This is a genomic window from Flagellimonas sp. S3867, assembly GCF_014698935.1.
Lineage (GTDB): Bacteria > Bacteroidota > Bacteroidia > Flavobacteriales > Flavobacteriaceae > Flagellimonas.
On the sequence record NZ_JACVMN010000001.1, the window covers coordinates 1440788 to 1463431 of the forward strand.

Genomic DNA, 22644 nt, shown 5'->3' on the forward strand with positions numbered 1-22644 from the left:
ATGAAAAGGATTTCAACTTTCATCATGGTGTTGGTATGCGCTTTTGCAAGTGCCCAAAACATTAATGATGTATTGCGATACAGTCAAGAAAACATTATTGGAACCGCAAGATTCCAGGCAATGGGAGGCGCTTTCGGGGCACTTGGTGGCGATTTGTCGTCTTTAAACGTAAACCCGGCCGGTTCTGCCGTTTTCAATTTTAGTCAGTTTACTATTTCAGGTTCCAACTACAATCGGGACAATGATGCCTTGTTCGGCAATAGCTTTAGAAATAGCGACACCAACAGCACCGAACTGAATCAGGTAGGTGGGGTTTTTGTATTCAAATCGACGGACAACCCATGGAAAAAACTGGCACTTTCTTTCAATTATGACCTTGCGCGAAATTTTGACAATGAATTTGCCGTTGCCGGTAACACAACTCAGGGCATAGACAATTATTTTTTAAATTTTGCCGATGGAGAAACCCTTGGTAATTTGAGGGTCCAACAAGGCGAGAACATTGAAGATGCCTATCTAAATATTGGCTCTGACCTTGGTTTTGGAGCTCAACAAGCATTTTTAGGTTTTCAAGCAGGAATTATCGAGCCAACAGATGATGTTGATGCCAACACCGCTTATTTTTCCAATGCCGAATACACCAGTGTAAACCAAAGATATATTCAAAGCACTTCAGGATACAACAGCAAGTTCACTGTGAACGTAGCCGGACAATATCAAGAAAATCTTTATTTAGGAGCTTCGCTTAACTTCCATTCTGTGTTATATGATAGGTTGACCCTATTGGATGAAGACGGTTACGATGTGAGTTCACCTGTGCAATCCACAACATTTGATAATTTTTTACACACTGAGGGGTATGGATTTTCATTCAGTTTAGGTGGAATAGCCAAATTGAACGACAATATTCGGGTTGGTGGTAGCTATCAATCCCCAACTTGGTATGAATTGACCGATGATGTGTCTCAACGAATTAATTCAACCTTGGCAGTATCGGATATTAATTTTATCAACTTTAGCATTGTAAATCTCTTTGAGGAATACCGCATAAAGGTTCCGGCCAAACTTACTGGTAGTGTAGCTGTTGTTTTTGGCAAAGATGGATTGTTGAGCTTTGATTATGGCCATCAAGATATGTCAGAAGCTGAATTACGCCCTACAACCGACCCTAATTTCACTTCAGAAAACGATTTTATAGCCAGTCAATTGGGCGTTGTGAATACGTACAGATTAGGTGGAGAACTTCGTATTGAAGAAGTAAGTTTGAGAGGTGGCTACAGATATGAGCAAAGTCCTTATGAAAATGGAGATATTATCGGTGACCTTAACGGATATTCTGGAGGTATCGGATATAATTTTGGAGGAAGCAGATTGGATTTGGCTTTCAGCAGAACAGAACAAGATGTAAATACCTTGTTGTTCGATTCAGGTATAAACAGTACTGCAATGATAAACCATATCAATACCAATATTACCTTAGGATATACCTTAAAATTTTAAGCTTAGATAATTTAGTGTGAAAGGGCCGGATTTATTCCGGTCTTTTTTTTATTATCGAACCAAAGAAAAGTGACGTCTTACAGATCGCGCTACAAAAACCCCATTGTCATCCCGTTCATAATCCAATCGGAACCAATAATCGGAAGAAGGTAACGCTCTTCCATTGAATGTACCATCCCAACCAAGGGTAGAGCCGTCCAATTGTTTTAACATCTTACCATAACGATCAAAAATGAAAACTGCAGGATTGGAGAGTGTCTCTATGCCCAACACATTCCAATTGTCGTGTACACCATCTCCGTTGGGAGTAAAGAACTTAGGATATCCAACCACAAGAAATTCGATGGGCTCAGTAGTCCCACAACCATTTTTATCATTAATAATTACAGTGTTGATTCCTGGGGGTACATCAAAAAATTGGGGGTCGTCTTGAAATTCCCCACCGTTTATGGCATATTCATAATCTCCATCGCCCAGTACTTCAATCTCAATGTTGTAGGGATCGGTTTGATCACTATTGACCAAATCATCTATGACAGTTACTTGATCTAATTGGGGAATACCGAAAAATGTAATCAGGATATCATCTGTAATTGTAGTAGCAAAAGTAGTTTCAATAGTCACCCGATATCTACCAGAATTTGGGCTAGTTACCGTTAATTCAGTTTGAGCCGGACCACTTGCCAATACGGTTTCATAGGTTCCATCGTCATCCGCATCCAATTCCCAGGTAATATTTGCAATGTTAGGACCTGCCGGTGAATTCAAAGCACTCAAAACAATATCCGGATCACCTTCGCATGCGATAATATCAAGACCCAAAAATTCATCCCGAAGCGTACAATCCAAAGCAGTATTCTGATCTGCATCGACGGAGGTACCGGTAAATGTCAAGGTAAAAGGTTCTGGGTCACCGTTGAAGTTGGTATTGTAATTATTTATAAACAAATAGTAGATCTCGCCTGCGATCACATCTATATATTCATCATAGGTGTTCTGACTACCTACTACAAATGGTGCCCCTACTCGGCCATCCACGGGATTAACGCCAATACCAGTAAAATTGGTGTCGTTCACTTCATAATTACAGCGAATGGGTTGTGCTGATCCATTGCCCACTAGGGTGCAAAAATTTTGTCCCGCTGTTTGGTCAAAGGGTCCATAAAGTGCAAAATCCAATTCAGAAGTGACTATTCCGGCTGGAATGACGGGTTGAGCTTCAATATCAAAACCGATCTGCCCATCTGTTCCCGCTCTAAAAACATACCAAGAAGTGTTGTTTTCAATATTTGCAGAGGCTACGCTTCCCTTTTCCAGGCAACCTGATTGCGTGATTACCATTGGATCAAAATCATCAATATCTCCACTTCCATCCGTGGCTGATATAATAGGTGCATCTGCACAAACTGGAATTGCTGTCCTACAATCCGCAGAATTTTGGGCGCTTGTTGCAAAAGGTATCAGAAACAAACAACATATAGCGCAAAATAGAGCTCTCATAGAATTTGGGGCTAAAGGTTATTCTGTGATAACTTTTATAACTCCCAAAAGACTCCTTTTAGTATTTTTTAACCGAAAAATTATACAGTTAATCGATAAAATACACTTTCACTATCGTCTCAATGAAAAATGGTTCTGAATGTATTTAGCAAAAACCCGGTTGCCACCGTTGTCCAAATAGGATAATTTGAACCAGTAATCCGTGGATGGCAATGGTTTGCCTTTGAAGCTTCCGTCCCACCCTGGACTGAATTCGGTTAATTGTGCAATTAGTTTTCCATAACGGTCATAAATAGTGACAATTGGTGAGTTCAAAGCCGAAAGTCCATCTATTTGCCAAGATTCATTGAGTACATCGCCATTGGGTGAAAAAATAGGTAAAAATCCGACCACAACAATATTCTCCGTTACCTCTCCACATCCAAATAAATCTCGCATGGTTATGGTATGCATTCCTCCAGCAACATCTTCAAATACATTGCTTGATTGATAGGCACCGTTATCGATTCGATATTCAAAATTACCTTGTGAATCTGTGAGAACGGTAACCTTGCTATTCGCTTGGAAATCCTCAACTTCCACATCGGTAATCATGGGAAGTTCAGACATATTCACTTGAACTGTTCTACTTGCTTCACAATTTAACCCACCAATGGAATTTGTTACGGTCAACGTATATTCACCAGCCTGTGTAACGTTAATGCTCGGGGTAAGTTCCCCTGAACTCCAAGCATAAGAATATGCAGGGTTGGGTGCGGTTTCACCTATGATGATACCGCTCGAATTTTCACACAGAGTTGTCTCATCAGCAAAAGTTAACTCAGGAGACACAACAGCATTGATGCTAAAACTTTCCGAAGCATCATAACAATCTGGATTCGTCAATGAGTAAATCCTTATAAAAATATTTTCTTGACCTGGATTCTTTAAAAATTGTTTCGATATGGGGTTTAATCCAGTCATCGCATCCGTTTGGGTGTGATGATAACTTACCATGAACTCGTCAGGGTTCTGCGCCCCCAATGCTTCGCTATCTTTTGTTTCCAAATCGAAAATCATTCCCGAAGTATGGCAGAACAGCTCATCAGAAACAACATTGGTGATTGGTATGGGATTAAAAACCGCCTGTACGTCGCTGATAATATTTCCTGTTGGCGTAATTACAACCACTCGGTATTGGGCAGAAGTTGTCACGTTCATCGTGGGATTAGTTTCTGCAGGAATCAGTTGAAAACCACTTCCCGTATCACTATACCACTCGTAAGCTGTAGCTCCCACCGTTGTTGCATCCAAATTCACCGTATCTCCTTCACAAGCTGCAATAGGTGCGCCCAAAAGATTGTTTATAATGGAACAGTCCAATGCATCTGTTGGGTTGGTCGTAAAAATATCACCTGTAAACTGGATTGAAAAACCAGAATTTACGTTGCTGAAATTATTGATGAACAGATAGTAATCCTCTCCCGCATTTACTTGAAGCCAATCTTCAAAATGTACGGAGTTCGCGTTCCCGGTTGGATCCTCACCCACTCCGATAAATGAGATGTTGTCGCTATTATCAAAGAAATTACAGCGAACAGGATCTCCCAAAGTATTACAATCGCTAGTCCTGTATAGTGCAAAATCCCAATCTTCACTGCTATCATGGCCAATATTGAAGCCTAATTCACCAGCAGCCATGGTTCGAAATCGATACCAGACCGAATTGGATTCTATAGAACCTGAAGTTGTCTGCTCCAAACACCCACTTGATGAGGCACCGTTGAAGTCATCCACGCCATATCCATTAGAACCACCATTGACCGGTGTGTTGTTACAAATAGGGATAGCACCACCACAATCGGGTGATACCTGTGAAAGGGCCACCTGGCTATAAAAAGCCATTATTAGGGTTGCTGCGACTAATCTCACCATAAACTATTGTAGGTTTGGGCATTATAAAAGTAAATCAGCCATTTCCTTAACAATAATTTATGTTGTCAAAGTATACATACCAGATGTTAAATAGTACATTAATGTATATCTTTGCTTCCTTGAAGAAACAGCAATGAAACTAGAGCAGGCTTTGGAAGAACAGTATGAGGAAAGAGGTGACGACCACGTTGGCTCTTCAACGGAAACCCCTATTAGGGATGATGCTTTTGTATTGAGCGATGAAGAAAAGATAGAAAGAATACAAAGTAGCGTTCGCGAAATTATGCTTACGCTAGGTCTTGATTTGGATGATGACAGTTTGAACGGAACTCCTAAAAGAGTTGCCAAAATGTTCGTCAATGAGATTTTTGGTGGCTTGCACCCAAAACGCAAACCAAAACCCTCAACATTCCAGAATAAATACAAATACGGCGAAATGCTGGTTGAAAAGAACATTACCGTTTATTCGACCTGTGAACATCATTTATTGCCTATCGTTGGCAAAGCACATATCGCCTATATCTCAGGAGGAACAGTGATTGGTCTCTCCAAAATGAACCGAATTGTGGATTACTACGCTAAACGCCCACAAGTCCAGGAACGATTGAACATACAGATTGTAAAAGAACTTCAAAAAGCTTTAGGCACTGAAGATGTAGCTTGTGTAATTGATGCAAAACACCTTTGTGTAAACTCCAGGGGAATCCGAGATGTAGATAGTAGCACTGTTACCGCCGAATATGGAGGCAAATTCAAGGATGAAGCTGTTAGAAGGGAATTTTTGGACTACATCAACCTAGATACTGAGTTTTAATCCTAAGCTTTTCAATGCAACTTTACAAAAACCACACCCTAAGAGTACACAATTCACTTACAGGAAAAAAAGAGGTTTTCAAACCCATAAATGAAGGCCATATTGGTATGTATGTCTGCGGACCTACGGTATATAGCAATGTGCACCTTGGAAATTGCCGTACGTTCATGTCTTTTGATATGATTTTCCGCTATTTCAAACATTTAGGGTTTAAAGTACGCTATGTTCGAAATATCACAGACGCTGGGCATTTGGAAAATGATGCGGATGAGGGCGAGGACAAAATCGCCAAAAAGGCCAAATTGGAACAAATTGAGCCCATGGAAGTAGTACAGCGGTATACCGTTGATTTTCATGAAACACTGCAAAAGTTCAATTTTTTACCCCCAAGCATTGAACCCACGGCTACGGGTCATATCATTGAACAAATTGAGATTATCAAAGAAATCATTGAAAATGGCTATGCTTATGAAGTAAATGGTTCGGTTTACTTTGACGTTCCCAAGTTCAATGAGAGTAATGACTATGGCAAACTCAGTGGAAGAAAACTTGAGGATATGATTGCCAACACCCGTGAGTTGACTGCACAGGGTGATAAAAAAAGTCCGCAAGATTTTGCCCTTTGGAAAAAAGCAGAGCCTCAACATATAATGAGATGGCCCTCACCTTGGGGAGATGGTTTCCCAGGATGGCATTTAGAGTGCACCGCCATGAGTACCAAATATTTAGGTGAAACTTTTGACATTCACGGAGGTGGAATGGATTTAAAATTTCCGCATCACGAATGTGAAATTGCACAATCCGAAGCGAGTACTGGAAAATCTCCTGTCAAATACTGGTTGCATACCAATATGTTGACCTTGAATGGAAAAAAAATGTCCAAATCCACAGGAAATAACATCTATCCTTCGGAAATGTTCACTGGCGAGAACGACATCATGAGCAAGGCATATTCCCCTGCCGTAGTTCGATTTTTTATGATGCAGGCGCACTATACCAGTATTTTGGATCTTAGTGATGATGCACTTCAGGCATCGGAAAAAGGATACTATCGATTAATGGATGCTCTGGAATGCGTTGATTCGCTAAAAACAGGAGCAACTTCAGATTTTGACTATAAAGCATGGCAGCAAAAGTGTTATGATGCCATGAATGATGATTTTAATACGCCCATCCTAATTGCACATCTTTTTGAGGCCGTAAAGCGCATCAACCTGATTAAGGAAGGAAAAGAAAGCATCATCAAAGAAGATAAATCCTTGTTACAGACTACGCTAAACAATTTTGTCCATGACATTTTGGGTGTGGAAAATCAAAAGACGACTAAAGATGATACCAGTGCGCTAAGCGGAGTAATGGAATTGTTGATTGAGTTGCGTAACGAGGCCCGAGCAAACAAGGATTTTGCAACCTCAGATAAAATTAGAGATGAACTTACCGCTTTGGGCATCCAACTTAAAGACGGCAAGGAAGGAACAACTTTCAGCACTAATCAGTAATCACAAAACCATACAGAACTAGGAGAATGACATTTAAGAAAATCCTTATTGCTCCCTTTGTTCTCTTGGTCAAACTGTACCAGCTTTTAATTTCACCGCTAACACCTGCAACCTGTCGTTATTCCCCAACCTGTTCCGCTTATACCTTAGAAGCATTAGAAAAGCATGGGCTTTTTAAAGGAGGGTGGCTATCCATAAAACGGATTTTTAGCTGTCATCCCTGGGGCGGTAAAGGGTATGATCCGGTTCCCTAAATAAGAACAGTAATTAAGTTCAAACACAAAGTTTACGCTTCAATATCTAAAATTATTATAATCCAACCATCTTACCGCTCAAAGTAATTATCTTAGACCAAAATTTTACTGGATGTACTTCTTAGGCTTTAATTGGAATCCCGACGGCACCTTGCTAAAACTGGGTTTTATTCAACTTAAATATTACAACCTTTTGTGGATTGCCGCTTTTTTGGTTGGCTGGGTTATCATAAAACGCATCTTTTTGAATGAAAAAAAGACCATCCAGCAAGTGGATTCGCTTTTCATTTATGGCCTTGTCTCTATTATGTTAGGAGCTCGGTTGGGACACGTGATATTTTACCAACCTGAGCTTTTCAGTCAAGACCCTTTATCCATTTTGCTGCCCATTAGGACAGTTCCAGAGTTTGAATTCACAGGATTTGCTGGTTTGGCTAGTCATGGCGCCACCATTGCCGCAATAGTCGGTGTCTGGCTGTATTGCAGAAAATGGAAGGACATTAAAATGTTATGGCTTCTTGATAAAATGGTAATTCCATCTGCCATTGGTGCCAGTTTTGTGCGTTTAGGTAATTTTTTCAATTCCGAAATCAATGGAAAAGAAGTTAAGGAGTCTTTTGCGTTTGCGGTTCGATTTATTCGAGATTCGGATGACATGCCCGCATCTAAAGCTATAGCACTGACAAAAGAAAAATCGGTGAGCGCTGCCTATAAAGCTATCGAAAACAAACCGGAATTTGCATCCATATTGGAATCCATCCCCTATCGTCATCCGGCCCAATTGTACGAGGCCATATGTTACTTTTTCGTGTTTATTCTATTGTACAAATTGTACTGGAAAACAGATAAAAAGAACAAAACCGGTTATCTCTTTGGCCTATTTATGGTTTGTTTGTGGACCGTACGTTTCGTTGTGGAATATTTCAAAAAGAGTCAAGGTGGTTTCGAAGAATCATTAGGATTTCTTTCAACAGGACAATGGCTTAGTATTCCCATGATCTTCGTTGGACTCTACTTTATGTTCAGGCCTTCACCCCAAAAACAATAAACAATTGTCAATGCTCAAATATCAATCGAAAATGCTTATGTCCATGAGGGTTTTGGTGCTTTTCTTTTCAAGCTTTTTTATCGTTTCAAGTTGTAAAACAGAATCTAAAAAGGAAATAAAAACAGAAAACATAGCCTTCACTAAAGAAGGCGAACTGATGGTTTCATCAGCTGAAAATAATTCGAAGTTGGCCCAATTCGATATTGAGATTGCAGAAACCGAATATGAGACACAAACTGGTTTGATGTATCGTGACACCATGGAAGAAAATCAGGGAATGCTGTTCATTTTTGATGATGTGGCAATGCATTCATTTTATATGAAGAACACCCATTTTGCGCTGGACATCATCTATATTGATGAAAACTTAAAGATTGCCAGTTTCCAAAAAAACGCAAAACCGTTTGACGAGACGGGATTGTCTTCAGGAATTCCAATAAAATATGTACTGGAAATCAATGCAGGGCTATCGGATAAAATGGGATTAACGGTCGGTGATAGTATTTCCTATAACAAACTGTAATGCCCAATTACCTTTTAGAAAACCAAACCACCGAACGATTACATTTCCGAAAAATCCTTACTTCGGATTTTGATGCCTGGCTTCCGTTTTATCTCGACCCAAAATCCACACAATTCTGGGATGGACTTCCATCAGATCCAGTTAAAGCTTGCACAGATCAGTTTGAACGTATTTTTGAAAGATATGAAGAAGGGTCTGGCGGTATGAACGCACTTATTCTAAAAGAAACAGGGCAATTGGTGGGAATCTGTGGTCTTTTGGTGCAAACAGTGGATGAAATTGAAGAATTGGAAATCGGTTACTCCGTTCTACCAAAATTCTGGCAGCAGGGTTTCGCCATTGAAGCCGCACAAAAATGCAGAACCTTTGCTTTTGACAACAATTTTGCCCCTTCTTTGATTTCCATAATTCATGTAGACAACATCCCTTCCCAAAAAGTGGCCAAAAAAAATGGTATGCATTTGGACAAAACAACCAATTACAAAGACAATCCTGTTCATATTTTTAGGGTAAATCAAGGATAATCTTAAATTTGAAATCCACAGCACTATATCTGGATGAACCCAACCAAAAACTACGCAATACTGATCGATAACAAATCCCAAGTCAAAAGTTTGGTTTCCGATGTATTGAATGGTTTTCCTATATCCGCATTTGAAAATTTAGAAGGTAAAAAGGGGTTGCTTTTTTCCAGGTCCGAGATTGAACGTTTTATGGATGAGGAAGAACGACATGACACCAAAATAATTACAAAAGCATCTTCCCAGTCCTTAAAATCCATGAGCAGCGGTGAGCAGAAAAAGGCATTGCTAAGATATCTTCTAGAACAAAAGCCTGAATTTTTGGTATTGGTTAATCCCTATGACAATCTGGATGTTGCCACTCAAGCCTATCTAAAAGAAAAGTTGATCTCTACTTCAAGTTCAATCCCTTTGATTCAAATAGTGAGTAGGTTGGATGACATTCTTCCTATCACTACCGATTTTTTTAAACTGGCGCAAAGTGAACTTTGCTCCTACTCCAGTGCCAGCGTATTTTGGGAAGAAAACACCAAAAAAATCAACCAGTTTACTGAAATCATTCCCCCGCCCATAGTGCCAATTACAGTTGATGGTACTGAACTGGTCAATTTCAATAATGTTTCAGTGAGTTTCGATGGGCGCCAAGTACTGGATGAAATCACTTGGACCATTAAAAAAGGAGAGTTTTGGCAACTTATTGGCCCCAATGGCAGTGGCAAAACCACTATGTTATCCATGATTACCGGTGACAGTCATAAAGGCTACGGGCAAAACCTTACCTTGTTTGGGCAAAAGAAAGGAAGTGGCGAAAGTGTTTGGGATTTGAAGGAAAAAATAGGGTATTTCACTCCCGCAATGACCGACAAATTCAATGGCTATCACACTTTGGAAAATATGGTGATTTCCGGAATTTATGATTCTGTCGGTCTTTATAACAAAGCGTCCGATCAGGCGCGGCTCTTGGCGCATTCCTGGGTAAAGCTTTTGCATTTGGAAGAGAAAAGAAACAAACAGTTTCTAAATCTTACCGCTGGTGAAAAACGGTTGGTCATGACCGCCAGGGCTATGATCAAACATCCACCTCTCCTCATTTTAGATGAGCCTACCGCTGGCCTGGACGATGAAAATGCGGCACTATTTGTTTCCTTGGTCAATAAAATTGCGCAGGAAAGCGACACCGCCATTGTTTTTGTATCACACAGAAAAGAAATTGGATTGGAACCCCATTTTAATTACATTTTGGAGATGAACCAGACGGGGTCCACCGGCAAAGCACAGCTACATGGAGATAATTAAGGCCTCCCATTCCAACGCGGTCATTGTCGCTCTGTTGGCAAGGATAACCTTCACAGAAACTTTTGGACATTATTTCCGGGACAAAACCGATTTGGAAAACTATTTGAGTCTCACCTTCAACGTGCAAAAACTAAAAAATAGCCTGACCAAACCCAACAATGTGTATTGGCTGGCATTTATCGATGGTCTTCCCGTGGGATATGCAAAACTTAAATTAAAATCCCCTTCCCCACTTATCAAAGAGCAAGATGTCTGTCAACTTCAAAAGATTTATGTGCTAAAAGATTTTCTATCCAAAAAAGTTGGGTTGACACTACAAAACGTTCTTCTTGAAGAAGCTAAAAGCAAAGCTTCAAAAATCTGGCTTTCCGTACTCAAAGAAAATTTGCGCGCCATTCGATTTTATGAAAAAAATGGATTTAAGAAAATAGGCGACCACGATTTTCAAATTGGAAAGGAGCATTTTGAGTTTCAGGCTATGTCCAAATCCCTGCTATAGCATAAAATTGCAAATACACTTATCTTTATATTTCCCTACCCAAAAAGGTTAACGATAATATTATGGACAGTAATTCCCTAGATTTTTCACTAAACGATTACAAAGCGCTTTTGGATAAAAGCAATGAGCTAGTCTTGCGCCAATTTGAAAATATCCATGAACGAAAAGGATACCATGACCATCCTCAATCTGCAGTGGAACAATGGTTTAACGAAGAACTGCCTGAACATGGCATGGATGCTTCAAAATTATTGGATGAAATTGAAGAAAAAGTACTGAACACTGCAACGGGTAATCTAGGGCCACATATGTACGCTTATGTAATGTCAGGTGGCAATCAAATTTCCATCATCGCCGAAAAATTGGCCACTACCATCAATCAAAATCAGACCAAATGGCATTTGGGGCCAGCTATGAATGAAATCGAGAAGCGGGTTATTAAATGGACAGCACAAATGCTCGGATTTACACCTGAAGCGGGGGGTGTATTGGTCAGTGGAGGGTCTGCCGCCAACCTAACTGGGATTACAGTTGGCAGGAACATTTTCTTTGAGAAAGAAGGCATTCGCGAAAAAGGTCTTTTTGGGCAAAAACCTTTTGTTGTTTATGCCTCCGAAGAAGTTCACAATTGTGTAGACAAAAGTGTGGAGTTGCTGGGTATTGGCAGTGATTATTTAAGAAAAATAAAAACTAACGATGTTTTCCAAATAGATTTGGAGTCTTTGGAGCAAGAAATAAAGCAAGATATATTCAACGGACTGAGGCCATTTTGCATCATTGGAAATGCCGGCACTGTAAATACCGGAGCCATCGATGATTTAGATGCACTGGCGAATTTGGCTGAAAAATATGAGTTATGGTATCATGTTGATGGTGCCTATGGAGCTTTGGCTGCGGTGTTGGATGATTTAAAGTCAGAATACAAAGGAATGGAACGAGCAGATTCCATCGCTCTCGATTTTCATAAATGGTTATACCAACCTTTTGAAGCTGGTTGCACTTTGGTAAGAAATTGGGATAATCTTCGCAGAACGTATTACAAAAAAGCCGCATATCTGGATACGGAACTGGCCAACGATGGACATCGATTGGAGTTTAATGAGCATTATTTTCAGTTATCACGAAATGCCAAAGCATTCAAGGTCTGGATGAGTATAAAGGCCTACGGCATGCAACAGTTTAAAACCATGATCCAAAAAGATATTGATCTTACCCAATATCTGAACGAACAGGTTCGAAAGTCAGAGGATTTTGAATTGGTAGCCGATTCAAAGTTGGCCGTTTCCTGTTTTAGATACGTGGGCATGATGACCAACAAACAAGAAGTCGTAGAGTTCAATCATAAACTTATGCCTGAACTTGAGAAAGATGGACGTGTATTTATTATGGGCACCACACTTAAAGGTGACTATGCCATTCGTGCTTGTTTGATCAACCATAGAAAGACTTCAGAAACCATTGACTATTTATTGGATGCAATTCGCGATGTAGCCAAGAAAGTAGAAACCAAAACATTGAAACTCGAGCACTAATGGACAGGAAGGTTATTATAAAAATATATGACAAATTGGTGGCCAATAACCCCAATTTTGAGCGTAAGGGAAAGACCATGCCCTACACTTCGGCAAACGGCTATATGTTTTCCCTGATCAACAAAGATGATGAGTTGGGCGTTCGACTTTCAAAGGAGACTACCGCAGAGTTTGATAAAGCCTTCGGCGCAAAACCTTTTAAATCCCACGGAGCAACAATGCGAGAATATGTGTTGATTCCTGAATCCTTGTTTACAGATCTGGAAACGCTAGGAACCTATCTTCAAAAGGGGTTTGAGTATGTGATGTCTTTACCTCCAAAGTAATCCAATTCCGAATGGGTTTTTACAATTTATCAAAGGAAGATAGGAATAAACTGGTTCGGCTAATTGAGTTGAACATACTACATAATCTTCAAAAAGGACAACAAGAAAATATTTTCAAATATTTTGCCGACGAGGATACCTACATCAGGAAAGCAGGCTATTTAGCCATCGGTAGAATCTACAAAACGAATGCGGTTCCAATATCAACTATTATTTCCCAACTTGGAAGACTTCTTGTCTCGGAGCATGAAAAAGTTAGACAAACTGCCGTCAATGCAGCGGGTGAATTGGGAAAAACAGATTTTGACGCTGTGGTCCATTTTTTTGACACCGGGTTATTTGATGAACATCATTCCGTTAGAAATGCAGTTATCGGGTCTATTAAAAAGATGGGAGAGAAAAATCCAAAACCGGTGTTGACCTGGGCCAAGAAATATTTACACCATCCTGACAAAGAGGTGAGGCGGGAAATTTGCCATGGAATTGAACTCAGAGGTCGGAAGTATCCTCAAGATATCCTCCCATTGCTTAAAGAACTGGAGCATGACCCAACTGCCCGGGTAAAAAATACTTTGATTCATGTGTTAGGTCAAATTGCATACAAAAAAGAATGCTTAGCAACTGTGGTTGAAGCCTTGAACAAATGGGGAAACAAAGAATTGGTAGAAAAAGCGTTGCATGAAATTGTGGATGTACACGAACGCTACAAAAATTTTGCAGCACTTACGCAATCGCAAGCGATAGCATATATTGACAACAACTATAAGGGAAAATAAAAAGGCCACTCTAAAGAGTGGCCTTTTTATATATAAATCTTATTGATATTATTCTATGGAAGAAGTAATCTTCTTTTTTAATGCATCGAACATAATTGGAGTTGCGATGAAGACCGAAGAATACGTACCAACCAATACCCCTACGATCATTGCGAACATAAACCCTCTCAAACTTTCTCCACCAAAAACAAAGATGGCCAAAAGTACGATCAATGTGGTCAAGGAGGTGTTCAATGTACGACTCAAAGTGCTATTCAAGGCTTGATTGATATTTTTACCATTTTTCCAGCCTTTTAGGTTTACAATTTCACGAATACGGTCGAAGACAACCACGGTATCGTTCAAAGAATAACCAATTACCGTTAATATTGCTGCAATAAACGCTTGATCAATTTCCATGTTGAAAGGCATAAAACTACCTGTCAAAGAGAAGATGCCCAATACGATCATCACATCGTGGAATACAGCTATTACTGCTCCCAGTGAAAACTGCCATCTTCTAAATCGTAATAAGATGTATAGAAAAACAACTGCCAATGAACCAATAATGGCCAAAAACGCATTATTCTTAATATCATCCGCAATGGTCGGTCCGACTTTTACGGATTGTAATATTCCGATTGATTTTTCGGAAGCACCTACTGTAAAGTCCTCAAAAGAAGTACCATCTGGCAAGTACTTTTGAAGCGACGTATATAGTTTATCCTGAATTTCGTTATCTACTTCAATACCTTCAACATCTACCTTGTATGGAGTAGTTACTTTTATCTGATTGGCCTCGCCAAATGTTTTTACATTGGTTCCGCTACCAAAGACCGTATTTAATTCAGATGCGATTTCTGAAGGGTTGACGGCTTTTTCAAATCGGATTTGATACGAACGTCCTCCAACAAAGTCAACACCTTGTTGCAAACCAGTGGTCATCAATGAGAAAATACCAACTCCAACCAAAATAAAGGAAACGATATAAGCTATCTTACGTTTGCCCAAGAAGTTGATGCTCATGTTGGTGAACAAATTCTTTGTGAGTCCGGTTGAGAAATCCAGACTTCTTCCTTTTTTGGAAACGTACCAGTCTACCAACAAGCGTGTGATAAAGATTGCAGTAAACAAGGAGGTAACAATACCTATTAAAAGGGTGGTTGCAAATCCTTTAATTGGTCCAGAACCAAAAATGAAAAGGATAATCGCCGTAAGTCCGGTTGTAATATTCGCATCCAAAATGGAAGACAATGCATTGCTGAAACCATCGGCAACAGCTTGTGCTTTTCCTTTACCACGAGCCAATTCTTCCTTAATACGTTCAAATATCAGTACGTTCGCATCTACCGACATACCAATGGTCAATACGATACCAGCAATACCAGGTAATGTCAATACCGCTCCAAGACTTGTCAACACTCCAAAAATCAAAAGGATGTTTAATACCAAGGCGATATCTGCAAAGATTCCGGCTTTTCCATAGTAGAACACCATCCAAACCAAAACAAATCCCATGGCGATCAAAAACGACATAAAACCACTATCGATAGCTTCTTGACCCAATGATGGGCCAACAACTTCTGACTGAATGATCTCTGCAGAAGCAGGAAGTTTACCAGCTCTCAATACATTGGCAATATCTTTGGTTTCATTTACGGTAAAAGTTCCTGTAATCTCAGAACGTCCACCAGAAATAGGTCCGGATGAAACGCCTGGGGCCGTATATACTTTGTTATCCAAAACAATGGCAATACCAGTTTGGTTGTTGAAAGCATCACCTGTCAATTTTTCCCATTCTTTGGCGCCTCTGGTATTCATAGTCATGCTTACCGCCGGCTTGTTATACTGGTCAAAAGTGTCTTGTGCATCGGAAACAACATCTCCACTGATTCGTGGCGTGTTGTCCCTAGTGGATTTTAAAGCAAAGAGTTCAACAACTTCAGAGTCTTTGGCAGGTCTTTCCCATAAGAACTTGGTGAACTGAACATCGTTTGGCAACAGTCTTTTGATTTCACGCATTCTCAAATAGCCGCCAATTTCTGCGGTATCTGATACCAATGCCCTTGCAATGGCATGACTACCGGGATTGGCAGGAATCAATTTGCTCAATAAAGGATTAACCTGAGGGGTCAAATCCAGCGAATCTTGTGCAACATCAGAAAGCAAAGAATCTATTTCAGACTCTGGCTTTGATATTTCTTCCACTTCCTCAACAGGTTCTAAAATCTCTTTTAACCTTTCATTGGCGCTTACAAAAAAGGCGCCTAATCCTTGGTTGTTTTGGGAATAGGTTTCCCAGAACTCCAATTGGGCAGTACTTGACAAAAGCTCTTGTGCTCTTGCAATATCCCTTGCTCCTGGCAATTCAACTAAAATACGTCCTGAATTTCCTTCTCTTTGGATGTTTGGCTGGGTTACCCCAAAACCATCAATACGCTCACGGAGTACTTCAAATGCGGAAACGATGGACTCATCAATTTTTCTTCGGATGATAGGTTTTACCTCATCATCGGTCATTTGAAAATTGACCACATCGCTTAATCCTTTGTTCGCAAATATATCGGGAGAAGCTAATTTAGTATCTCCTTTTATATTATCAAAAGCTTCAAAGAATAGCTCTATGTATGTGTTATCGCTATTTTTGGATGCGTCGTCAGCATCGGATAGTGCTTTATTGAATACCGGATTTTTAGTATTGTTCGCCAAACCTTTCAAGATGTCCTTGACAGAAATCTGAAGAGTAACGTTAATACCACCTTTAAGGTCCAATCCCTTGTTCAACTCTTTTTTCTTCGCATCATCATAGCTGGTATACCCTAGAACAGGATTGGTACCAATGGAATCCAAATATGATGCTTCTAAAGCCTCGCGCTTTGCCACATAATCTTCTTCAGCTTCTGTAATTTGGCTAATAGCATAGGTTTCAGCATCTTTTTCCAACTTGCTTGCTATGAAAGTATAGGAAAGTTGATAAATGCTCACCAGACCAAAAAGAAGCGCAAAAAGCTTTATAAGTCCTTTATTTTGCATTGATTATTAAATTTTTAGAAGTTTTTATAAACAGCGTGCAAATATATCATTTCCGACAAGATTTGCCAATAGAAATTGATGGAATTGCAAATGGGCAGTCGCCTGCCCATTGATTTTAAATTCTTATTCAGCCTTAAAGATTAGAGCTGAAGTAATCCATTGGTTTTCTTAACACCTTCTGCACTTTCTTGCATTTTGGCTTTTTCGGCATCACTTAAATCGATTTCAACAATCTTTTCGATACCATTTCTTCCTAAAAGAACGGGAACACCTATACAAATATCATCAAGACCATATTCACCTTCCAAGAAAGTGGAGCAAGGGAACATTTTCTTTTGGTCACAAGCAATGGCTTGAACCAATCCAGAAACGGCAGCTCCTGGGGCATACCAAGCGCTGGTTCCCAAAAGTCCAGTTAATGTGGCACCTCCTACTTTGGTTTCTTGAACTACCCAATCCATTTTATCTTTTGAAAGAAATTCAGATACCTTGACACTGTTTCTGGTAGCATGATTTATCAACGGAACCATCCCTTTATCACTATGGCCTCCGATTACCATTCCATCAACATCAGAAATTGGTGCTTCAAGTGCTTCTGCCAATCGGTATTTAAAACGGGCACTATCTAAAGCGCCGCCCATACCTATAATTCTATGTTTTGGCAAACCTGTAGTCTTATGTACCAAATAGGTCATCGTGTCCATTGGGTTACTTACCACAATCAAAATAGCATTTGGCGAATGTTCCAATAGACTGGATGATACTGTTTTTACTATACCAGCGTTGATCCCAATAAGTTCTTCACGGGTCATACCAGGTTTACGTGGAATACCAGAAGTAATTACGGCAATATCGCTACCTGCAGTCTTAGAGTAATCGCTTGTACTTCCAGTAATTTTGGTGTCAAATCCATTTAAGGAAGCGGTTTGCATCAAATCCATTGCCTTACCTTCGGCATATCCTTCTTTTATATCCAACAAAACAACTTCTGACGCAAAATTTTTCATTGCAATATACTCAGCACAGCTAGCTCCCACTGCTCCTGCTCCAACTACGGTAACTTTCATTTTTATCTGTTTTTATTTTAATCGGTCAAAAATAAGGCATTTAGGTCAGAAAAAAACTGACTTTTACCCATTTTAGGCTATAGGTTTTTTCTGATACACTTATAGGTAAAATAGTTCGTATGTTAACAAAGGTTGCAGTTCAACGAAGAATTCAGCGAATTGCATGCCATACGTCGAATTTGTGACAATACTTCAGGATGAATCTTCGTTCTAATTATCCCAAATTTATGATTAACCTACTTAGACTATGAAAAAGCTATTTTCATTGTTGTCCATTATTTGCATTATTGCAATAAGCAACTGTAGCAGCATTCCTGAAAACAACGATCCCATTTTAGGCACCTGGGTTAAAAATTCCTCTATCGCGGATGAGAGCGTCAATAGAAGCTCAACCACCAGAGAAGAATGGATATTTAACGATGTATATTTAGGAAGGTATCAAACCTATACCAATTCAAACCTTACGTATTATACCGATTTTAGATGGTCCGAAGAAAATGGCAGATATTCCATTACATTCGGAGACGAACAAGTTACTGATGTAATCGTAAGTTTAAAAGAAAGCAATGACCCTGAGGTCCTAGCCCTGGAAAACGGTTCAGTCTTCGCCACCAGGGAATAATCGTGGAAGACGTACATATATGAAAATAGTAGGCCCCAACTTTCGTTGGGGCCTACTTTATTTAGGTTGGTTATTATTTCTTATCTAAACCCGAAGTTTACACCAAAGGTAAATGTGCTAAATTCAGCTATGTTGTAGTCCGCATTGATTCTGAAGAAACCAAGCTTTAGTTTCGTACCAACATTTGCGGAAACTCCACTGACCTTATTACTGATCATAAATGGGTCGTTGTAAACAATAGCGGTTCCGGCGGTAGCTACTTCATATCTACCTAGAATATCGGTATCAGCTTTTCCGGTGATGTAATTCAATCCACCATAAAAATTGATCACAGGTAAACGCGTAGATACTACAGCAGCAAAGTTCCAAGAACTGAACTTGGCATCAATTCGCTGGTTTTCTCCAGAAATAACCCCTGTACTTGTAAAATCATACTCTCCACTAAGGTTGGTGTATCCGATTACCGCGGATATTGCTACGGGAAGTAATTTATCGGCAGGAAGGTGCTTGGTAAAATCGTGCTGTATTCCAAAACCGTAAAGTCCTATGGATACATCATCTGTATTGATTTTAGGCAAAAACCTTGCTTTGACCTCTGTTCCTTTAATTAAACCCACACTCGCCTGAATATATCCTGAAGGGACAAAATTCAAATCCTCTGAGGATAAACCCGAAGGCAATTCAAAAGTGGTACTTACTTGTTGACCTTCAATTGTAGCATTTATGGCTACATCCACTCCTTCAATATCACCCAAAGCCGTAGCTACTTCTTTAGAGCTGCTGCCATCTACAAACGTAAGGTTTTCATAATCGGCGGTATTTAGGGTAAAAGCCTTTTTATCGGATTTATTTTTGAAACCTGTTATGTTTCCTACAATAGAAATTTCAAATCCGGCCAAGGGTTTGGCATCGGCAGAGTTATACCATCCATTTGAAATACTGTAAATACCTGCCTCCGTAACTGGAGCAAGCCAATTAGTGGTAAATTGTTCCGCATCATTTAGGCCCGCAGCCAAAAGATCATTCAAATTGGATTGTGCCATTCCAAACGAAAAACTGCACATCGCAAGTAAAAGGCTTATTCTTCTCATTTTGTAAAATTTTTCTTAAAACTATAAAACTCCCTATGCCGTAACCAGTTTTTGTTGTGAAATGCTGTTATATATGCATTTAGCCAACTTTCTTTGTGGGCAATTCGCTTGTAAACCATATAATTATAGGTGTTGTTTATAACGCTTTGTTTGCACATCTTCGTTATCCGTCGATTCTAGGCTATGGGTAAGCTATTCTTTTTGCCCTAAAAGAGGTAAAATATTTACTTTCACTTTAAATCATCAATTCATGCGTCAATCCCATATTTATCAGTTTCTCGTAGTGCTAATTACTTTTATTGGAACTCTCAACACCTCAGCCCAAAAACGTCAAGGAAATATTGTCGAATATTTTGGTAAGGAGAAGGTTGATAAGGTAAGCGAAGGGAAGGTAGTTCATGTGTTCAAAGATGCCTTATACCTGACCTCCAAGAGAAGTGCCCTAAATTCCATTTCGTTTCCCACAGATAGGGTTTTCAAGGACTTTTTGATGAGTGATAAAACAGTTTCTGAAGGAGAAATTGGTAGTATTGATGACGCTGGCAAAACACATCGTTGGACTAAAATCCAGGTAGATAGCACCAATACCTTTAATGATTCCAAACTCAGGGGTTCCTATGTATACCTCAGTTATCGCTCATCAACTGCCAAAACCGTTCTTTTTGAAGCTTCGGGACATACCCAGGCCATAATAAATGGATATCCCCATGAAGGCGATTATTACGATTTTGGTTATAGTTTGATCCCTATCAAACTAAAAAAAGGGATTAACATTTTCGTACTCAAATCCGGGAGGTTTCCCAGGGTACGTGCGCGTCTAATTCAACCCAAAGCTCCTGTGCTCTTTACAACTAGGGATATGACACTGCCTGATTTACTTGTTGAGGAAAATATTGGCTACAAAGGAGCTATTCGGGTAATCAACGCATCTGAAAATTGGGTTAAAGACCACAAAATTCAGCTTACCCATAAGGGAAAAGAATCAATTACCGTAATTCCTTCCATACCCCCAATGAGTGTTAGAAAAGTGGCTTTTGAGATCCCTTCGATTCCAGGGAACTCGGAAACTTCCGAATCAAAACTGCATTTGACCTTGCAAAATAGCTCAAATTCTACCCTAGACACCCAAGGGGTTGACATTCAGATAAAATCCAAATACAGCAAGCACAAACGTACTTTTATTAGTCAAATAGATAATAGCGTGCAATATTTTAGTGTTGCTCCTTCATCTACCAAGGATTTGGAAAAGGGAGCGCTGTTTTTATCTGTGCACGGAGCATCGGTAGAAGCGGTTAACCAAGCCAACGCCTATAAACAAAAGGACTGGGGACATGTTGTTGCGCCTACCAACCGAAGACCGTTTGGTTTTGCATGGGAAGATTGGGGCCGATTGGATGCTTTAGAGGTATTGGCTGAAGGGAAAAGAATCTATCAACCAAACCCTCAAAAAATTTATTTGACCGGACATTCCATGGGCGGACACGGCACTTGGTATTTGGGAGCAACCTACCCGGATAAATTTGCGGCTATCGCCCCTTGTGCAGGCTACCCAGACCTTTTGGGGTATAGAGATAGTTTTGTTAAACGTGCGCTTAAGGCAAGTAAAGAGGAGCTAAAGCGATGGGGCATTACTCCTGAACGTTTAAAAGAAATGCAAAGGAAGCCTCAATTGACCGACATGGACCACATGATTTTACGAGCTGGGAATCCAAGTCGTACCTTAAAGTTGAAACGCAATTACCTACAACACGGTATTTATGTGCTTCATGGCGAAAAAGACAATGTGGTACCGACTTTTATTGCTCGGGAGATGCGAGAAGTATTGGGCAAATTTCATTCCGACTTTACCTATTATGAATATCCGGGAGGAACCCATTGGTATGGCGACCACAGTATGGATTGGCCTCCGATTTTTGAGCTTTTTAAGAACAGGACTATCAAAACAGATTCTGTAATCAATACAATGGAATTTTACACGGCTTCCCCTGGGGTTTCGGCCAAATCACATTTTATTACCATACATCAGCAGAAAAAGCCCTTCGAAATCAGTTCGGTTGACTTTTCAAAAGAGACTAATGCATCCATTACAACCGATAATGTGTCTGTAATTGGATTGGATTTGGAAGCTATGCATCTCAAATCAGACACTTTAAAAATTGATGGGACTCCATTAAAAATACCATCCAAAAAAACTGCCTATTACAAAAAGACAGGAGATACATGGCAACCAACAGTCAAGCCTTCTTCAAATGAAAAAGGACCTCATCGCAATGGTGGTTTTAAAGATGCATTCAACAACCAAATGGTCTTTGTTTATGCCACCGGAGGGAACAGCACTGAAAATGACTGGTATTACAACAAGGCCCGTTTGGATGCAGAAACTTTTTATTATCGAGCCAACGGTTCCGTAGAAATGGTTCCAGATGTCGAATTCAATCCCAAAAAATATCAGGACAGGAATATTGTGGTCTACGGAAACAAAAGCAACAATGCTGCATGGAAAATGCTTTTAAATGATTTTCCTATCCAAGTCGAGGATAATCGTGTAACATTGGCCCAAAAAGAGGTAAATGGAAATCAATGGGGATTGTATTTTATCGCTCCCAGAAAGGATAGCGAAACAACAAGCATTGGTGTGGTTACCGCTACGGGAATTAATGGAATGAAAGCCATTTATAGTAATCATTATCTATTGAATGGCACTTCTTATCCAGATTTATTGCTTTTTAGCAATGACATTATGGAATACGGCACGGACGCCGTTAAATGTGCTGGATTCTTTGGAAACGACTGGTCTATTGAAAACGGTGATTTTCAATGGAGATAAGAACTTTTAGCTTTTAGAAACAA

Annotated in this window: 19 protein-coding genes; 14 read left to right on the forward strand and 5 right to left on the reverse strand. The window is 39.8% G+C overall.

The window, feature by feature from the left end:
* Complete coding sequence (locus IAG46_RS06480; protein ID WP_190809485.1) at positions 1 to 1500, forward strand: OmpP1/FadL family transporter; 1500 nt, start codon at positions 1 to 3, stop codon at positions 1498 to 1500.
* Positions 1501 to 1551: 51 nt separating this feature from the next.
* On the opposite strand, the gene IAG46_RS06485 is transcribed toward IAG46_RS06480, so the two are convergent.
* On the reverse strand, positions 1552 to 3000 hold the full coding sequence (locus IAG46_RS06485) for a T9SS type B sorting domain-containing protein (protein ID WP_190809486.1): 1449 nt from the start codon (positions 2998 to 3000) through the stop codon (positions 1552 to 1554).
* A 111-nt stretch (positions 3001 to 3111) separates the two neighbouring features.
* Positions 3112 to 4914 carry a T9SS type B sorting domain-containing protein gene (locus IAG46_RS06490; protein ID WP_190809487.1) on the reverse strand — a complete coding sequence of 601 codons (1803 nt, stop codon included), beginning with the start codon at positions 4912 to 4914 and terminating at the stop codon, positions 3112 to 3114.
* Positions 4915 to 5047: 133 nt separating this feature from the next.
* Here IAG46_RS06490 and folE point away from each other — a divergent pair, with 133 nt between their 5' ends.
* From folE to IAG46_RS06545, 11 genes are all read left to right on the forward strand, one after another.
* Positions 5048 to 5728, forward strand: a complete 681-nt coding sequence (gene folE / locus IAG46_RS06495) for a GTP cyclohydrolase I FolE (protein ID WP_190809488.1) — start codon at positions 5048 to 5050, stop codon at positions 5726 to 5728.
* Between the two features lie 14 nt (positions 5729 to 5742).
* Entirely contained in the window at positions 5743 to 7227 is a 1485-nt protein-coding gene (gene cysS / locus IAG46_RS06500; protein WP_190809489.1) for a cysteine--tRNA ligase, read from the forward strand.
* 26 nt (positions 7228 to 7253) lie between these two features.
* Complete coding sequence (gene yidD, locus IAG46_RS06505; protein ID WP_190809490.1) at positions 7254 to 7481, forward strand: membrane protein insertion efficiency factor YidD; 228 nt, start codon at positions 7254 to 7256, stop codon at positions 7479 to 7481.
* A gap of 112 nt (positions 7482 to 7593) precedes the next feature.
* Positions 7594 to 8529, forward strand: coding sequence for a prolipoprotein diacylglyceryl transferase (lgt, locus tag IAG46_RS06510; protein WP_190809491.1), 936 nt, complete (start codon positions 7594 to 7596; stop codon positions 8527 to 8529).
* A gap of 10 nt (positions 8530 to 8539) precedes the next feature.
* Positions 8540 to 9052 (forward strand): DUF192 domain-containing protein, encoded by a 513-nt coding sequence (locus tag IAG46_RS06515; protein ID WP_223826596.1) that lies wholly within the window; start codon positions 8540 to 8542, stop codon positions 9050 to 9052.
* Complete coding sequence (locus IAG46_RS06520) at positions 9052 to 9576, forward strand: GNAT family N-acetyltransferase (protein ID WP_190809492.1); 525 nt, start codon at positions 9052 to 9054, stop codon at positions 9574 to 9576. The genes IAG46_RS06515 and IAG46_RS06520 overlap by 1 nt, the downstream gene beginning before the upstream one ends.
* A 33-nt stretch (positions 9577 to 9609) precedes the next feature.
* Entirely contained in the window at positions 9610 to 10869 is a 1260-nt protein-coding gene (locus tag IAG46_RS06525) for an ABC transporter ATP-binding protein (RefSeq protein ID WP_190809493.1), read from the forward strand.
* On the forward strand, positions 10856 to 11368 hold the full coding sequence (locus tag IAG46_RS06530) for a GNAT family N-acetyltransferase (RefSeq protein WP_190809494.1): 513 nt from the start codon (positions 10856 to 10858) through the stop codon (positions 11366 to 11368). Before IAG46_RS06525 ends, IAG46_RS06530 begins: the two co-directional genes overlap by 14 nt.
* A gap of 62 nt (positions 11369 to 11430) precedes the next feature.
* Positions 11431 to 12900 carry a pyridoxal-dependent decarboxylase gene (locus IAG46_RS06535; protein WP_190809495.1) on the forward strand — a complete coding sequence of 490 codons (1470 nt, stop codon included), beginning with the start codon at positions 11431 to 11433 and terminating at the stop codon, positions 12898 to 12900.
* Positions 12900 to 13226: a hypothetical protein gene (locus tag IAG46_RS06540; RefSeq protein ID WP_190809496.1), complete on the forward strand. Its 327-nt coding sequence runs from the start codon at positions 12900 to 12902 to the stop codon at positions 13224 to 13226. Before IAG46_RS06535 ends, IAG46_RS06540 begins: the two co-directional genes overlap by 1 nt.
* Positions 13227 to 13237: 11 nt before the next feature.
* Complete coding sequence (locus IAG46_RS06545) at positions 13238 to 14002, forward strand: HEAT repeat domain-containing protein (protein WP_190809497.1); 765 nt, start codon at positions 13238 to 13240, stop codon at positions 14000 to 14002.
* Between the two features lie 48 nt (positions 14003 to 14050).
* On the opposite strand, the gene secDF is transcribed toward IAG46_RS06545, so the two are convergent.
* Both secDF and mdh read right to left on the reverse strand, forming a co-directional pair.
* Positions 14051 to 17014 carry a protein translocase subunit SecDF gene (gene secDF, locus IAG46_RS06550; protein WP_190809498.1) on the reverse strand — a complete coding sequence of 988 codons (2964 nt, stop codon included), beginning with the start codon at positions 17012 to 17014 and terminating at the stop codon, positions 14051 to 14053.
* Positions 17015 to 17154: 140 nt separating this feature from the next.
* Positions 17155 to 18081 carry a malate dehydrogenase gene (gene mdh, locus IAG46_RS06555; protein WP_190809499.1) on the reverse strand — a complete coding sequence of 309 codons (927 nt, stop codon included), beginning with the start codon at positions 18079 to 18081 and terminating at the stop codon, positions 17155 to 17157.
* A 247-nt stretch (positions 18082 to 18328) separates the two neighbouring features.
* Between mdh and IAG46_RS06560 the strand changes: the two genes are divergently transcribed.
* The gene (locus tag IAG46_RS06560) at positions 18329 to 18703 is read left to right on the forward strand and encodes a hypothetical protein (RefSeq protein WP_223826597.1); all 375 of its coding nucleotides are present in this window, start codon (positions 18329 to 18331) and stop codon (positions 18701 to 18703) included.
* An 80-nt stretch (positions 18704 to 18783) separates the two neighbouring features.
* Here IAG46_RS06560 and IAG46_RS06565 read toward each other — a convergent pair whose 3' ends face one another.
* Positions 18784 to 19794: a DUF6588 family protein gene (locus tag IAG46_RS06565; protein ID WP_190809500.1), complete on the reverse strand. Its 1011-nt coding sequence runs from the start codon at positions 19792 to 19794 to the stop codon at positions 18784 to 18786.
* A 250-nt stretch (positions 19795 to 20044) separates the two neighbouring features.
* Here IAG46_RS06565 and IAG46_RS06570 point away from each other — a divergent pair, with 250 nt between their 5' ends.
* Positions 20045 to 22621 carry an alpha/beta fold hydrolase gene (locus IAG46_RS06570; RefSeq protein WP_190809501.1) on the forward strand — a complete coding sequence of 859 codons (2577 nt, stop codon included), beginning with the start codon at positions 20045 to 20047 and terminating at the stop codon, positions 22619 to 22621.
* Positions 22622 to 22644 lie beyond the last annotated feature (23 nt).